The organism is Pelagerythrobacter rhizovicinus (assembly GCF_004135625.1).
GTDB lineage: Bacteria > Pseudomonadota > Alphaproteobacteria > Sphingomonadales > Sphingomonadaceae > Pelagerythrobacter > Pelagerythrobacter rhizovicinus.
Genome location: NZ_SDPV01000001.1, coordinates 1,467,153 through 1,482,007, shown reverse-complemented (window position 1 = coordinate 1,482,007; position 14,855 = coordinate 1,467,153). Strand labels below are relative to the sequence as shown.

Sequence of the window (14,855 nt, the reverse complement as noted above, 5' to 3'; positions counted from 1 at the left end):
GTCATCATGCACGGCTTCGCCAATCCCAAGAGGTTCCTGTCGCTCGCGCGCTGGTTGACCCCGCTGTTGCTCGTGAGCGGGCTCGTGCTTGCAGGCGCGGCATTGGCGTGGGGCCTATTCGTGGTGCCGCCCGACCAGCTGATGGGCGAGACGGTGCGCATCCTCTTCCTGCACGTGCCCACCGCCTGGCTCGGCATGGGCGGTTGGACCGCGATCGCAATTGCCAGCGCGGCCTACCTCGTCTGGCGCCACCCGCTGGCCGACCTTGCCGCGCGGGCGGCGGCAGTGCCGGGAATGGTCTTCACTGCGGTCTGTCTCGCCACCGGATCGATCTGGGGCCGGCCGACCTGGGGCACCTGGTGGGTGTGGGACGGGCGACTGACCTCGATGCTCGTTCTGCTGTTCCTCTATTTCGGCTATATCGCGCTGGCACAGGCCGTCGCGCGCGAGGGAGGGTCGAGCCGGATTCCGGCGATCTTCGGCCTTGTCGGCGCGATCAACATCCCGATCATCAACCGCTCCGTCGTGTGGTGGAATTCGCTCCACCAGCCACCGAGCATCACCGCCGGCAAGAGCGCGATCGATGCCGAGTTCCTCGTGCCATTGCTCGTTGCCGTGCTCGGCTTTTCGCTGATTTTCGGCGGGGTCCTCCTGGCCCGGATGCGCGCGCTGCTGGGCGACATCCAGGCCGAGGCGCGGCTGCGGCGCAAAGCGAACGAGGCAGCGTGATGCGCGAGTCGCTCGATCAGTGGGACTTCGTCATCGCGGCTTATGCGGTAGGCATTCTCGCGACGCTGGCGCTGGTCGCCTGGGCATGGTGGGACATGAAGCGCGCCGAGCGCCGCCGCGAGGAGGCGCGCCGCAAGTGAGTACGCTCAAACCGAAGCACCAGCGGCTCGTGCTGGTCGTCATCGCGCTGATTGCCTTGGTCGCGGCCGGCCTGCTTGCCGCCTGGGCGCTGCGCAGCCAGGCGAGCTATTTCTACGTGCCCGAAGAGATCGTCGCCGAACCGCCCGACCCGGGTCGCGCCGTGCGGCTGGGCGGCATGGTCGAGGAAGGCTCGATCCGCACGCTGTCTGATGGTGTGACGGTCGCCTTTGTCGTCGGCGACGGCGAGGCGCGGGTGCCGGTGCGGTTCGCCGGCATCCTGCCGGATCTGTTCGTCGAGGGCTCGGGCGTCGTGGCAGAAGGGCGGCTTGGCCCCGATGGCACGTTCCTCGCCGACAACCTGCTCGCCAAGCATGACGAGAACTACGTGCCGCGCGAACTGCAGGAGATGAGCGAGCACCAGAAGCGCGAAGTGGTCGCCGAGACCGAGGGCGGCGCGTGATCGCCGAACTCGGCCTGGCCGCCCTGTGGCTGGCTGCGGCGCTAGCTGCCCTGCAGCTCTATGCCGGGGCGATGGCGTTGCGGCCGGGCGGAGAGGGTGTTGCGGCGCTTGTGCGGCCAGCGGCGGTCATCCAGGGGATCGCCTGCGCGTTCGCTTTCTTGGTGCTGCTGTGGCTGTTCGCAATCACCGATCTTTCGGTGAAGCTCGTCGCTGCGAACTCGCATTCTGCCAAGCCGATGATCTTCAAGCTCGCCGGTGCTTGGGGCAACCACGAAGGCTCGATGCTGTTGTGGGTCGCCGTCATGGCGCTGTCGGGCGCGCTGATCGCTCTGGTGGAGCGGCGCCTGCCGGAGAAGACCATGCTTGCGACACTCGCCGCGCAGGCCTTCGTCGGGCTCGGCTTCTACGCCTTCCTGATCGTCAGCTCGAACCCGTTCGAGCGGCTGCCGCAGCCACCGATCGAGGGGCTGGGGCTCAATCCGCTGCTGCAGGACATCGGCCTCGCGCTCCATCCGCCGACGCTTTACTTCGGCTACGTGGGGCTCTCGGTCGCGTTCAGTTTCGCGGTCGGAGCGCTGCTCACACGGCAGGTCACGCCCGAGTTCGCACGCGTGATGCGGCCGTGGGTGCTCGGCGCCTGGGTGTTCCTCACGCTCGGCATCACCGCGGGGTCGTATTGGGCCTACTACGAGCTCGGCTGGGGCGGCTGGTGGTTCTGGGATCCGGTCGAGAACGCCTCGCTCATGCCCTGGCTGGCCGCGACCGCGCTGCTCCACTCGGCGAGCGTGCTCGCTGCGCGCGACGCGCTGCGCGCCTGGACGATCATGCTGGGAGTGGTCGCCTTCTCGATGAGCATGCTCGGCACGTTCCTCGTGCGCTCGGGCATTCTGACGAGCGTCCACGCCTTCGCGGTCGACCCCGAACGCGGCAGCTTCATCCTGGTGCTCCTGACGCTCTACATCGGCGGTGCGCTGGCGCTGTTCGCCCTGCGCGCAGGAACGGTAAGCGAGGGGCAGCGCTTCGCCGTCACCAGTCGGGAGGGAGCGCTGGTGTTCAACAACGTGATGCTGAGCGCTATCCTGGGAATCGTGCTGCTCGGCACGCTTTACCCGCTGCTGACCGAAGCTTTCGACGTGCGTGTTTCGGTGGGACCGCCCTATTTCAATGCGGTAGGGGCGATCTTCGTTATTCCGATGCTGCTGGTGATGGCCGTCGGTCCGCTGCTGCGCTGGCGGCGGGATTCGATGGAGCGAGTCCACCGTCCGCTGATCCTGATCGGTGCGATCATGCTGGTGGCGCTCATCGGCGCGCTGGCGCTGGACGAAACGGGGGTTCTGCCGCTGCTTGGCCTTGCGATCGCGGTAGGGCTCGCCGTGGCCAGCTTCCTGCCGCTGCGCGGGCGCCGGCTCACACGCGTGCCGCTCGCCGTCTGGGGCATGGTGGTCGCACACTTTGGTCTGGCGGTCGCGCTGTTCGGTATGGCAAGCGAAAGCGCCTTTTCCGAGGAGCGGCTGGCAGCAGTCGCTGCAGGAGGCACTGCGCAAGTGGGTCCATGGGAGGTCACGCTCTCCGACGTCCTGCCCGCCGCCGGGCCGAACTGGACCGCGATCGAAGGGCACTTGCTGGCAAGCTACGCCGGCGGCGATCCGATCGAGTTGGATCCGCAATCGCGCAGCTTCTGGGCCCCGCCGCAGGAGACCACCGAAAGCGCGCTGGCGACCCGCTGGAACGGCCAGCTCTACGCGGTGGTGGGTAGCGAGGCCGGTGCCGGGCGCTGGCAGTTGCGCCTGTGGTGGAAGCCGTTCGTGACCTTCATCTGGTATGGTGGCATGCTGGTGGCGCTCGGTGGCGCTCTCGCGCTGATCGGGCGGGTGATCGACGATCTTCGACGCCGCGCGGTTCGTGCGCGGATCGCCCAGCGCCGAGGCGAGGAGCCGGTCTGATGCGTTGGTGGTGGTGGCTCCCCCTGCTGCTCTTTGCCGGCTTTCTCGGCGTGGCGACATATCAGCTCACGCAGCCGAAGGACGACCTCGTGCCCAGCGCAATGGTCGGCAAGCCGCTGCCAGAATTCGATCTGCGCGCCGCGGCCGAGGGGATGCCCGGCGTATCGACGGCGGATTTCCGCGACGGCAAGCCGCGTCTGCTGAATATCTGGGCAAGCTGGTGCCTGCCTTGCATCGCCGAGGCGCCGCAGCTTGAGAGGCTGAAGCAGGAGGGTGCCGAGATTGTCGGCATTGCCATCCGCGACCGGCCCGAGGATGTCGCGGCTTTCCTGGCGCGCCACGGCAACCCCTACACCCGGATCGGGGGAGACGACCTCTCCCAAGTACAGCTCGCGATCGGCTCCTCGGGCGTGCCCGAGACCTTCGTGATCGATGGCCGGGGCGTGATCCGCTATCAGCACATCGGCGACATCCGCGCCGAACACGTGCCGATCCTGCTGGAGAAGCTGCAGGAGGCTGGGGAGTGAGTCTGGCGCGCCTTCGCCTTATCCGTGATCCCCGCGAAAGCGGGGATCGCGTGCGGCACCTTCGGAGCGCGTGGAAAGCGACCTCAGCTTTCGCTGCGATGGCGTTGTTTTTGATAGGTTTGCTTGCGCCGCAGCTGGCCGCTCAGCAATCGCTTCCGCCTGCACCTTACGCTTACCGCCAGCTCGAGGACCCGGCGAAGGAAGCCGAGGCGCAAGCCCTGATGGAGACACTGCGCTGTCTGACCTGCCAGAGCCAGTCGATTGCCGACAGTGACGCCGCGATGGCGGGCGACATGCGCCACCAGGTCCGCACGCGTATCGCTGCCGGTGAGACGCCGGAGGCGATCCGTGCCTGGCTGGTCGAGCGCTACGGCGATTACGTCAGCTACGCGCCGGTGGTGAGCGAGACTACCTGGCCGCTCTTCGCGGTCCCGCTGCTGCTAGCCGCGGGGGCAGGGGCGATTCTCTGGCGGCGTCTGCGGAGGGCGCGATGAGCTGGCTTCCGGCCATCGCGCTGGCGGGTGCGCTGTTCCTGATCGCCGCGTTCGCGCTGCGCCTGCCGCGCGGGGGCTGGGCGGCGTTCGGCGCGGCGCTGTTGTTCGGGCTGGCCGGCTATGCTTTTCAGGCGAACCCGGACGTGCCCGCCGCGCCGAAGGCCGCTGTGCCGGAAGTGAACGAGACGAGCGCTGCGATGATCGAGGCACGCCGCGCGATGTTCGATTCCACGATGCAGGCGAGCGACTTCGTCCTCGTCTCCGATGGCTTCGCGCGGCGCGGGCAATATGCCGATGCGGCGCAGATGCTGCGCAGCGTGGTGCGGGAGAACCCCGGCCATGCCGAAGCCTGGGTCGCGCTCGGCAACGCGCTGGTCGAGCACGCGGACGGAAATCTCACCCGTGCGGCGGTCTACGCCTACGCTCGGGCGGAGCAGGCCGCGCCTGGGCATCCGGCCGCGCCATACTTCCACGGACTCGCCCTGTTGCGCGCGGGCCGTCCGCGCGAAGCGAGCGCGCTGTGGGCGCAGGCCATCGCTGAAGCGCCCGCGGGCGCCGAATGGGTCGAGCCGATGGAACAACGGCTTGAGAAGCTGGAGGCCCTGATCGCGGCCGCGGAGGAGCGATAGCTATGGGCGCCGTGCATGTTGCACCTGCGAAAACGCGGTGCTAAGCGCCGCCGCCCTGCAACAGGCCGCATTCAGGCACCACCGGGCGAATTCGGGAATGCCGTTTCTATGAGCGAACTTTCCTCGACACGGGACTCGTCGCCAGACGGCGGCGCGCGAGGACAGGGTGCGCCGTCGCCGAAGGCGGCGCTCGTCCTGGGGGCGATCGGGATCGTCTTTGGCGACATCGGTACGAGCCCGATATACGCTTTTCGCGAAACTTTTGCCGGGCCCCATCCCCTCGCGCTCGACACGCTGCATCTGCTCGGCGTGCTCAGTCTGATCTTCTGGTCGATGACGATTATCGTCTCGCTCCAGTACGTCACCATCATGATGCGTGCCGACAACAAGGGGCAGGGTGGCACGCTGGCGCTCGTCGCACTCATCTCGGGCCGTGTCGGAAGGACGGGCTACGGCTGGGTCGCTGTAATGCTCGGCGTCTTTGCAACAGCGTTGTTCTACGGCGACAGCATGATCACTCCGGCGATCTCGGTGCTCTCGGCAGTGGAAGGCCTGACCACGGTCGAGGATCGCTTCGAGCCTTACGTCATTCCAATTGCCCTGGTGCTGCTGATCGGGCTCTTCCTTATTCAACGGCGCGGGACCGCCAGAGTGGGCAGGCTCTTCGCGCCGGTCATGCTGATCTACTTCAGCGTGCTGGCCGTGCTGGGCCTGATCCAGATCGTGCAGAACCCGGGCGTGCTGGCGGCGCTCAACCCGTGGTACGCAGTGCAGTTCTTCATGACCGACAAGCTACTCGCCTTCCTGGCGCTGGGTTCGGTAGTGCTGGCGGTCACAGGGGCGGAGGCGCTCTACGCCGATATGGGGCACTTCGGTCGCGGGGCGCTCAGGATCGGGTGGTTCGGCTTCGTCATGCCTTGCCTGCTGCTCAACTATTTCGGCCAGGCAGCGATGATCATGGGCCTCGAAGCCGCGGCTGCGGCGGAGGCAATCCGGAACCCGTTCTTCCTCATGGCGCCGGAAGCCTATCGTCTGCCGCTCGTTCTGCTGGCGACGTGCGCAACCTTCATCGCAAGCCAGGCGGTGATCACGGGCGCGTTTTCGGTCACCCATCAGGCGATCCAGCTTGGCTACGTTCCGCGCCTCTCGATTCTGCACACCAGCGAAACAGAGCACGGACAGATCTATATCCCCTTCGTGAACTGGGTGCTGATGGTCGCGGTGATCCTGCTCGTCCTCACCTTCGGGAACTCATCCAACCTCGCGAGCGCCTATGGCATCGCGGTAACCGGCGCGATGCTGATCGACACCTGCCTGATGGCGGTGCTGTTCGTTGCGGTGTGGCGCTGGAAGATGTGGATCGTGATTCCGGCCGCGGCGGCGTTCTTCGTGGTCGACGGGGCGTTCTTCGGCGCGAATCTGACGAAGGTGCCCGACGGGGGGTGGTTCCCTCTGCTGGTGGGGGCGATCGCCTTTACCTTCCTCACCACCTGGGCGCGCGGACGCAAGCTGATGCGCGACCGGATGAGCGAGGTGGCGCTGCCGATCGAGATTTTCGCAAAGTCCGCGCAAAACAGCGCTATTCGCGTGCCCGGAACGGCGATCTTCATGGCCTCGACCACTGCCGGTGTACCCTCCGCGCTGCTGCACAACATCAAGCACAACAAGGTGCTGCACGAGCGGGTGGTAATCCTGACGGTCGAGATCGCCGAGGAACCCTACGTCGATCCCGAAAACCGGATCGAGTTCGACGATCTCGGCGAGGGATTCTACCGCATGGTGCTGCGCTACGGCTTCATGGAGGAAACGGATGTACCCGCGGCGCTCAAGCAAGTGCGCCACTGCGGGGGCGAGTTCGACATGATGCAGACCAGCTTCTTTCTCAGTCGCCAAACTCTGCTGCCGTCGAAGAATCCGAGCATGATGATCTGGCGCGAGAAGATATTCTCGTGGATGCTGCGCAATGCGGCGACCGCAATGGAGTTTTTCCGCCTGCCAACGAACCGCGTGGTGGAGCTGGGGAGCCAGGTCGAGATCTAGTGGCTGAAAGAGCGCCAACCATCGACCCCATCGCTCTCGTGAGGGCGGGATTCGGCCAGCCTCGCCTCCGTGTCTTCGCGGGGCGACCGCTATCCGAGGGGGTAGGGGTCAGGCGGTCGGCGGCGGAGTCTGCTCTTCCTCCTTCACCCCTTCCGCGGCGAGCCCGTGCCGCAGCAGCATCGGGATCTGGGTGAAGGTGAAGAGGAAGCTCAGCGGCAGGAACACCCAGAGCTTGGCCCAGAGCCAGCTTTCGAACGACAGCGTCGCGCGCAGGACCTCGTTGAGCGCGGCGAGGGCGAAGAAGAACAGGCCCCAGTTGCGCGAGAGCTTGAGCCAGCCCTGCTCGTCCAGCCCCTCGAACGCGGCGCCGAGGAGAATCTCGAGCAGGGCGCGGCCGCGCAGCCAGCCGATTATCAGCGCGAGGCCGAAGAGCACGTAGATCACGGTGGGCTTGATCTGGATGAAGCTCTCGTCGCGCAGCCAGATGGTCAGCGCGCCGAAACCGACGATCAGCGCGGTCGACAGCCACAGCATCGGCGAGACGCGGCCGAACTTCCACTTGGAGAAGACCAGGGCGACGACCGCGGCGACCATGAACGCGACGGTGCCGCGGATGACCGCGGCGATCTCGCCCAGCGGGCTGGATTCCTCCGGCGCGTAGAACTTGTAGGTCCCGAGGAAGACGAGCAGCGGTCCGTAATCGACCAGGATGTTGAGCCAGCCGGACTTCGGCTTTGCGTCGTCTGCCATCATGCCACTCCTGCAATCACGCGCGCGACGAGATCGGGGTCGAACGGGCGCAAGTCGTCGATCTTCTCGCCCACCCCGATCGCGTGGATCGGCAGGCCGTACTGCTCGGCGGCGGCGACGAGCACGCCGCCGCGCGCGGTGCCGTCGAGCTTGGTCATGATGAGGCCGGTGACCCCTGCGACTTCCTTGAACACGTCGATCTGGCTGAGCGCGTTCTGCCCGTTGGTCGCGTCGAGCACGAGCACGACATCGTGCGGCGCTTCGGGATTGAGGCGGCCGAGAACGCGGCGGATCTTGGCCAGCTCGTCCATCAGCTCGCGCTTGTTCTGCAGCCGGCCGGCGGTGTCGACCACCAGCGCGTCGATCCCCTGTTCGGTTGCGGCCTTGACTCCGTCGAACACGACCGAGGCCGGGTCGCCGCCCTCGGGCCCGCGCACGATCGGCGCCCCGATCCGGTCGGCCCAGGTGGCAAGCTGCCCGATCGCCGCCGCGCGGAAGGTGTCGCCTGCCGCCAGCATGACCCCGTAGTCCTCCTCCTGGAACCAGTGCGCGAGCTTGGCGATCGTGGTCGTCTTGCCGCTCCCGTTGACGCCGATCACGAGGATCACCTGCGGGCGCGGGAAGGCGACGATCTCGAGCGGCCTGGCGACCGGGCGCAGGATTGCGGCGATCTCCTCGGCCACCGCCTCCTTCAGCTCCCGCTCCGAGATTTCGAGACCGAAGCGCTTCTCGGCCAGCCGCGCACGGATGCGCGCGGCAGCCGAGGGGCCGAGGTCGGAGAGGATCAGCGCATCCTCGACATCGTCGAGCGTCGTGTCGTCGAGCCGCGCGGTGCCGACCACGCCGGTGAGATTGCTCGAAAGGCGTTCGGATGTCTTGCGGAAGCCGCCGAAGAGCCGCTCGCTCCAGCTCGTCTCGCTCATGAGAGCAGGCCTTTCTCGTGTCGCTGCGGGGTGATTGTCACGGTTGCGCCGCTCGCGGTCCCCTGCGGCACGGTGACGCGGGCGAAGTTGGGCGCATAGCCGGTGCCGTCGCTTTCGACGAGCACCGATTGCGGCGCGCCTACGAGCGTGTCCAGCCAGGCGTCGCGCGTGCGGGCGACCTCGGCGCGCAATTCCGCGGCGCGCGCTTTCACAGTGGCGCGCGCCACTTGCGGCATGCGGGCGGCCGGAGTGCCCGGTCGCGGTGAGTAGGGAAACACGTGTCCGTGGACGATGCCTAGCTCGCGCACGATCGAAAGGCTATCAGCGTGCGCGGCCTCGTCCTCCGTCGGGAACCCGGCAATCAGGTCCGCGCCGATGGCGATCTCGGCGCGCGCCTGCTTGAGTCGCGCGACCAGCGTCACCGCGTCGGCGCGCAAGTGACGGCGCTTCATGCGCTTGAGGATCAGGTCGTTGCCGTGCTGCAGGGAGAGATGAAGGTGCGGCATGAGCCGCGGTTCGCCGGCGAAGAGATCGAACAGCAGGGGATCGATCTCTATGCCATCGAGCGACGACATCCGCAGACGGCGGAGCTCAGGAAAGCGATCGAGGATGGCCTGTACGAGTCGGCCGAGAGGAGGGCGGTCGGGCAGGTCGTGGCCCCACGAGGTCACGTCCACGCCGGTCAGCACCACCTCGGGCGCGCCCTGCGCCAGGTGGCCGTCGATTTCGGCGAGGACCTGCGAGATCGTCAGCGAACGGCTCGCGCCGCGGCCCGCGGGGATGACGCAGAAGGTGCAGCTATGATCGCACCCGTTCTGGACCGCGACGAAGGCGCGCGTGCGGCGCGGGGGAATTGCGGGCGCGCGCTCGGGCGCGTTCCAGGCTCGCCGGTCCAGCTTGCTCGTATTCGCGACCAGCCCGTCGACCTCGGGCATGGCGGCGAGCTGTTCGCGCTCGACCTCCGCAGCGCAGCCGGTGACGAGCAGGCGCGCGTCCGGCCGCTCGCGGCGCGCCTTGCGGATCGCCTGGCGCGTGGTGCGGACCGCCTCGGCCGTCACGGCGCAGCTATTGACCACCACCACGTCGCGTTCGCCGGCCAGCATGGCGCGTATATGCTCGCTCTCGGCGATGTTGAGGCGGCAGCCGAGCGAGATCACCTCGGGGCCGGCGCTCATGCGAAATCGTCCCACTCGAAGCTGCCGCGGTAGGCCTCGGCGGCAGGTCCGGCCATCGTGATCCGGCCGTCCTCCCCCCAGGCGATCGTCAGCACGCCGCCAGGCAGTTGCACTTCGACCTCGCGCTCGACGAGCCTGCGCCGCATCGCGGCGACCGCGGTGGCGCAGGCGCCGGTGCCGCAGGCGCGGGTGAGCCCCGCGCCGCGTTCCCAGACGCGCAGGCGAATTCGGCGGCGGCTCTCCACCGTCGCGACGTTGACGTTGACGCGCTCGGGAAATAGCGGGTCGCGCTCGATCCGCGGGCCCAGGGCTTCGAGTGGCAGCGCGTCGCAATCCTCGACGAAAAACACGACATGCGGATTGCCGACGTTCACCGCCGAGGGGCTCTCGAGTGCCTCCCATCCGACCGGCATCGTCAGCGTGTCCATCGCGTAGGCGAGGGGAATGTCCTCCCAGCCGAAGCGGGGCACGCCCATGTCGACGCGCGCGCCGCCGTTCGCGGGCTGGACGCGGATCGTGCCGCCCGCCGTCTCGACCAGGGCCTCCGCCCCGTGCAGCAGCGCCACCGCACGCGACGCATTGCCGCAGGCCTCGACCTCGCCGCCATCGGAATTGAAGATGCGCATGCGGAAATCGGCAGCTTCGGAGGGCTCGAGGAGGATCACCTGATCGCATCCGATCCCGGTGCGCCGGTTGGCCAGTGCCGCAGCAGTGGACGGTGTCATCGTCGGGAGGCGTTCGCCGCGTGCGTCGAGCACGACGAAGTCGTTGCCGAGACCGTGCATCTTGACGAAGGGAACGCGCATTGCTGGCGCATCTATGCGCCGCATGGCGGCGCGTCCAGTGTCAGGCGCTCTTGCTCATCGTCTCGGCGCCGTCCGGTGCGTTGTCGGTCAGCCGCCCCAGCGCACCGAGCCGCTCGCGGACCTGTTCGATCGTTTCAGGGCGGCCGTAGATATATCCCTGGCCCTTGAGCTGTCCCAGCTCGCGCAGGCGCGCGAGGACAGCGTCGTCCTCGATACCCTCGGCGGTGATCGGCATGCCGAGCCCTTCGCCGAGCGAAACGATCGCATCGACGATCTTCGATCCGTCGCCGTCCTGCCCCATCTCGCTGACGAAGCTGCGGTCGATCTTGATCCGATCGAACGGAAGGGAGCGCAGTTGTGCGAGGCTGGAATAGCCCGTGCCGAAATCGTCCAGGCTGATCTTTATGCCCTGGTTGCGCAGACTGAGGATCATCGAGCGGACCAGCGCGACATTCTCGTGCAGGCAGCTCTCCGTGATCTCGATTTCGAACCGCTGCGGCGGGAAATTGTGCTTCACCAGCAGCTTGAGCATGCGCTGGGCGAACCAGGGATCGTTGAGCTGCAGTGGCGAGATATTGACCGACAGCGTCAGCGCCGGATCCCACCGCTTCGCATCTTCAAGCGCGCGTTCGATGAGCTGTTCGGACAGGAGCGGGATCACGCCCATATCCTCGGCGACCGGAATGAATACCTCGGGCGAAACCAGGCCGAAACGGGGCGAGTTCCAGCGCGCAAGCATCTCGAATCCGGTGAGGCTGCCGGTTTCGATATCTATCTGCTGTTCGTAGTAGGGCACGAATTCGCCGTTGGCGAGGCCGGCGCGGATGCCGGCCTCGAGCGCATTGCGAAAGCGGCGCTCGTTCTCCATCTGTGGTTCGAACCAGTAGTAGCGATTCTTTCCCCGCTTCTTCGCGTGATACATGGCAATGTCGGCGCGGTGCAGGAAGGCCTGGGCGTCCGATATCCCGTCGAACGGCTCGTGCAGGGTGGAGGCGAGCCCGATGGACACCGTGATTTCCGCCGAATGGCCAGACAGGTCGACCGGCTCGGCGATCCGCTCGATCATGCGCTCCGTCAACCGGTCGATCCTGCTCGGGTTCGCAGCATCGTAGGGCAGGACGCAGGCGAACTCGTCGCCGCCGAGCCGGGCAATCAACGTCTCGGGAGGGAGGACGGCCCGGAGGCGCTGCGCGGTCTCTCGCAGCACCTTGTCACCGGCTATATGCCCGTTCAGGTCGTTGATCTGCTTGAAGTTGTCGAGATCGATCATCACGAAGGCGACCGCGTTCGCGGTGCCTGAGCAACGTGCGATGAGGCCCTCGGCGGAAGATGGAAGGCTCCGCCGATTGAGGCAACCGGTCAGCGGATCGGTATCCGCGAGCTCGCGCGCGCGCTCTTCCGCCGCCTTGCGTTGCTCGATCTCGGCGACGAGTTCGACATAGCGCCGCCAGCCGAAGATGATCAGCGCGATGTTGAGCAGCATGGCGCTAACGAGCAGGTCGTCCGGTCCAGGTCCGGTGCCGAGCCACCCGCGGATCGCCTTGGGCAGAACCGATCCGCCTGTGCCGATGAACATCAGGATCGCCGCGGCCGCGATTCCCATCGCGACCAGATCGCGATTGGCGGCCGGAACGTGCGGTTCTGTTTGCTTGCGTGACCCCATAGAATCGGCGACCGCCGCCACCTCGCCCCCAGATATCCCGATGTCTTTCATATGCCCGAACGAGTTGAAGAAGAGGTTAAGCACCCGCGACCGACATCGTTGGCAAGCTCCCGCCGGTAGTCAGGCGCCGCTCCGGCCGCTATCGCACGTCGGCGTCCGACAAGCGATCGAAGGAGAGTGTTTGCGTGCCCCGCTACTGGCTGATGAAATCCGAACCCGACGTCTACGGTTGGGATGATCTCGTCGCGGAAGGCGAGGGGACGTGGGACGGAGTGCGCAACCACCGGGCGAAGAACAATCTCGCCGCGATGAAGATCGGCGATCAGGCGTTCTTCTACCATTCCAACATCGGGCTCGAAATCGTCGGCGTCGTCGAGATCAGCGTGGCCGGGATCGCTGACCCGACCGACCCGGAGGGGAAGTGGGCGGCAGTGAAGGTCAAGCCGAAAGAGAAGCTGCCACGGCCGGTGACGCTCAAGCAAGTCAAGGCCGAGCCCGCGCTAGCGGACATGGAGCTTGTCCGTCAGTCGCGGCTGTCCGTGTCCGAAGTGCGCCCCGCAGAATGGAAGAAAATTCTGTCTATGGCAGGAGCTTAGCGAGCGGAACGAGGCACATTCGTCCGCGTTGGTCCTGCAAGATGGCGCGCAATCCCGCCCGCCGGCAGATAACGCAGGAGAGTTCCTCATGGGTGAATTCAAGGACAAGGCGAAGGGCCTCGGCAACGAGATCGCTGGCAATGCGAAGCGGGCGGCTGCCGAAGTGATCGGCAATCCGCGGCTCGACGCCGAAGGCAAGGCGCAGGAGCGCAAGGGGCAGGCGCAGAACCTCAAGGGCGAGGTGAAAGGCGCGGTCGGCGACAAGGTCTGATTAGCCGAGCTACGGACGCGAAAGGGCCGCTCGTCATGCGGCCCTTTTTCGTATGCGGCGCCGGTCAAACCGTCCCGCGGTGCGACATTCTGCAGAGGGTGGGAGCCGAATGGTTAGCAGAACGTTAATCACCCGCCATGCGCCGATCTCTTGTCCTCACCGACGAAGCCGCCCGCCATCCGTTTCGGGCGAGCCTGCCTCCGCATGTCACGCGAACGGAGGGAGATCTCTTGCGTCCCCCCCGGTGGCGCCCATCCATCGCAGAAGTGCGTTCTTTCGCAGCTGTTTACGTCAGCGGCGTTGTCGGGATCACCGCGTTCATCGCCTGACCGTTCAATCCGCCGCCGCAGGCGACTCCGCGAGGTAGAGCTTCTTTCCCAGCCAGCTTGAGATCAGGCACATGCCGGCGCTCAGCAGGAGCTGGTCCACGATCGCGACGTCCGCCGCGCTCAGCCCCATCGCGAGTATCGCGCCCGCCACCATGGCGCCGGAGTTGACGATATTGTTCGCCGCGATCGTGCGTGCGGTTTGTGTCTGCGGCACGAAGGTCGTCAGGAAGGCATAGAGCGGCACGACGAACATTCCGCCAGCGACTGCGATCCCGAGCAGGCAGACGAGGAGCGGGATCGCCAGTGGTTGCGCCATGAACTGGCCGACATTCATCAGCATGTCGCCGGGCGCTGGTGTCCACGCGCGACACACGACGTAGAACGCGACCACGAACATCGCCATCACGATTACCGAGCGCGGCGAATAGCGGGCGGATACGGTGCCCTTGAGCAGCGCATTGACCGAGACCGAGCCAATCGCGACGCCCACCGAGAACACCACCAGGAAGAGGCTGGCAACCTCCGGGCTCGCGGTGAGCACGTTCTTGGCGAGAGGAGGGAACTGGATGAACAGGACCGCGCCGATCGTCCAGAAGAAGCTGATCGCCATGATCGCCAGGAACACGCGACTGTCGTGCATCGTATTGCGTACCAGCACGAACGAGGATCGAAAGATATTGAAGTCGATCGGCTCGATCTCGCCCTGCGCTGGAGCAGGCGGGACGTGACGGGAGGCCAGATATCCGACGATCGCGACGGCGAAAACCAACGCGGCGGCTGCTTCCACCGGAATCCAGCCAGCGAGAATCGTGCCGAACAGGATCGCGATGTAAGTTCCCGCCTCGACCAGGCCGGTGCCGGCGAGAACCTCCTCCGGCTTCAGGTGCTGGGGCAGGATCGCGTACTTGATCGGACCGAAGAAGGTCGAATGAACGCCCATCGCGAACAGGGCGGCAAGCAGCAGCGGAATTGCCACATCCGCAAGGACCGACGGAGGGGCAATGACGCATCGTCCGGCCGTGGCGGCGCATTCGACGTCCTGCCAGGCGATGAGCAGACCCGCGCCGCCCACCGCCATGATCCCTATCTCGCAGGCTTTCACCACACGTATGATACGGGCCTTGTCGCTCATGTCGGCGAGCTGACCGGCCAGCGCAGAGAGAACGAAGAAGGGGAGAATGAATACGCCCGACGCGACCGCGCTGAACATCGCCTCTTCAGCCTCGGAATTGTAGACGACGTAGACCACGAACAGGACCATCGCCGTCTTGTAGAGGTTGTCGTTGAACGCGTTGAAAAGCTGCGTTGCAAACAGGGGCAGGAATCGGCGGCGGCGCAGGATATGCGTCGATGTGGTCATGCGTCTTGCGTCCGATCCC

Annotated in this window: 16 protein-coding genes; 10 read left to right on the top strand and 6 right to left on the bottom strand. The window is 66.3% G+C overall.

The features are described 5' to 3' along the window. Positions 1 to 6: 6 nt before the first annotated feature. The 8 genes from ccmC (at position 7) to ETX26_RS07040 (ending at position 6,963) form a co-directional block, all read left to right on the top strand. Positions 7 to 729, top strand: coding sequence for a heme ABC transporter permease CcmC (gene ccmC, locus ETX26_RS07075; protein WP_129523909.1), 723 nt, complete (start codon positions 7 to 9; stop codon positions 727 to 729). Further along, positions 729 to 869, top strand: a complete 141-nt coding sequence (locus ETX26_RS07070) for a heme exporter protein CcmD (RefSeq protein WP_129523908.1) — start codon at positions 729 to 731, stop codon at positions 867 to 869. The genes ccmC and ETX26_RS07070 overlap by 1 nt, the downstream gene beginning before the upstream one ends. Further along, positions 815 to 1,330, top strand: coding sequence for a cytochrome c maturation protein CcmE (gene ccmE / locus ETX26_RS07065; protein ID WP_129523907.1), 516 nt, complete (start codon positions 815 to 817; stop codon positions 1,328 to 1,330). Before ETX26_RS07070 ends, ccmE begins: the two co-directional genes overlap by 55 nt. After that, positions 1,327 to 3,273, top strand: coding sequence for a heme lyase CcmF/NrfE family subunit (locus ETX26_RS07060; protein ID WP_129523906.1), 1,947 nt, complete (start codon positions 1,327 to 1,329; stop codon positions 3,271 to 3,273). Before ccmE ends, ETX26_RS07060 begins: the two co-directional genes overlap by 4 nt. Further along, entirely contained in the window at positions 3,273 to 3,800 is a 528-nt protein-coding gene (locus ETX26_RS07055; RefSeq protein ID WP_129523905.1) for a DsbE family thiol:disulfide interchange protein, read from the top strand. Before ETX26_RS07060 ends, ETX26_RS07055 begins: the two co-directional genes overlap by 1 nt. Before the next feature lie 98 nt (positions 3,801 to 3,898). Further along, complete coding sequence (locus tag ETX26_RS07050; protein WP_129523904.1) at positions 3,899 to 4,294, top strand: cytochrome c-type biogenesis protein; 396 nt, start codon at positions 3,899 to 3,901, stop codon at positions 4,292 to 4,294. After that, positions 4,291 to 4,923: a tetratricopeptide repeat protein gene (locus ETX26_RS07045; RefSeq protein WP_129523903.1), complete on the top strand. Its 633-nt coding sequence runs from the start codon at positions 4,291 to 4,293 to the stop codon at positions 4,921 to 4,923. The genes ETX26_RS07050 and ETX26_RS07045 overlap by 4 nt, the downstream gene beginning before the upstream one ends. 108 nt (positions 4,924 to 5,031) lie before the next feature. Next, the gene (locus ETX26_RS07040; protein ID WP_129523902.1) at positions 5,032 to 6,963 is read left to right on the top strand and encodes a potassium transporter Kup; all 1,932 of its coding nucleotides are present in this window, start codon (positions 5,032 to 5,034) and stop codon (positions 6,961 to 6,963) included. Between the two features lie 108 nt (positions 6,964 to 7,071). Here ETX26_RS07040 and ETX26_RS07035 read toward each other — a convergent pair whose 3' ends face one another. From ETX26_RS07035 to ETX26_RS07015, 5 genes are read right to left on the bottom strand one after another with little or no spacing between them, the layout of a single operon-like run. After that, complete coding sequence (locus ETX26_RS07035; RefSeq protein WP_129523901.1) at positions 7,072 to 7,716, bottom strand: inner membrane-spanning protein YciB; 645 nt, start codon at positions 7,714 to 7,716, stop codon at positions 7,072 to 7,074. Beyond that, positions 7,713 to 8,636, bottom strand: coding sequence for a signal recognition particle-docking protein FtsY (gene ftsY, locus ETX26_RS07030; RefSeq protein WP_129523900.1), 924 nt, complete (start codon positions 8,634 to 8,636; stop codon positions 7,713 to 7,715). Before ftsY ends, ETX26_RS07035 begins: the two co-directional genes overlap by 4 nt. After that, positions 8,633 to 9,811 (bottom strand): MiaB/RimO family radical SAM methylthiotransferase, encoded by a 1,179-nt coding sequence (locus ETX26_RS07025; RefSeq protein WP_129523899.1) that lies wholly within the window; start codon positions 9,809 to 9,811, stop codon positions 8,633 to 8,635. Before ETX26_RS07025 ends, ftsY begins: the two co-directional genes overlap by 4 nt. Then, complete coding sequence (dapF, locus tag ETX26_RS07020) at positions 9,808 to 10,617, bottom strand: diaminopimelate epimerase (protein WP_129523898.1); 810 nt, start codon at positions 10,615 to 10,617, stop codon at positions 9,808 to 9,810. The genes ETX26_RS07025 and dapF overlap by 4 nt, the downstream gene beginning before the upstream one ends. Positions 10,618 to 10,657: 40 nt before the next feature. Further along, positions 10,658 to 12,280, bottom strand: coding sequence for a putative bifunctional diguanylate cyclase/phosphodiesterase (locus ETX26_RS07015; RefSeq protein ID WP_129523897.1), 1,623 nt, complete (start codon positions 12,278 to 12,280; stop codon positions 10,658 to 10,660). 203 nt (positions 12,281 to 12,483) lie between these two features. Here ETX26_RS07015 and ETX26_RS07010 point away from each other — a divergent pair, with 203 nt between their 5' ends. Then, entirely contained in the window at positions 12,484 to 12,876 is a 393-nt protein-coding gene (locus ETX26_RS07010; RefSeq protein WP_129524196.1) for an EVE domain-containing protein, read from the top strand. Positions 12,877 to 12,964: 88 nt separating this feature from the next. Next, entirely contained in the window at positions 12,965 to 13,147 is a 183-nt protein-coding gene (locus ETX26_RS07005; protein WP_129523896.1) for a CsbD family protein, read from the top strand. A 333-nt stretch (positions 13,148 to 13,480) separates the two neighbouring features. Here the strand turns inward: ETX26_RS07005 and ETX26_RS06995 are convergent, their stop codons facing one another. Beyond that, complete coding sequence (locus ETX26_RS06995; RefSeq protein WP_129523894.1) at positions 13,481 to 14,836, bottom strand: MFS transporter; 1,356 nt, start codon at positions 14,834 to 14,836, stop codon at positions 13,481 to 13,483. Positions 14,837 to 14,855 lie beyond the last annotated feature (19 nt).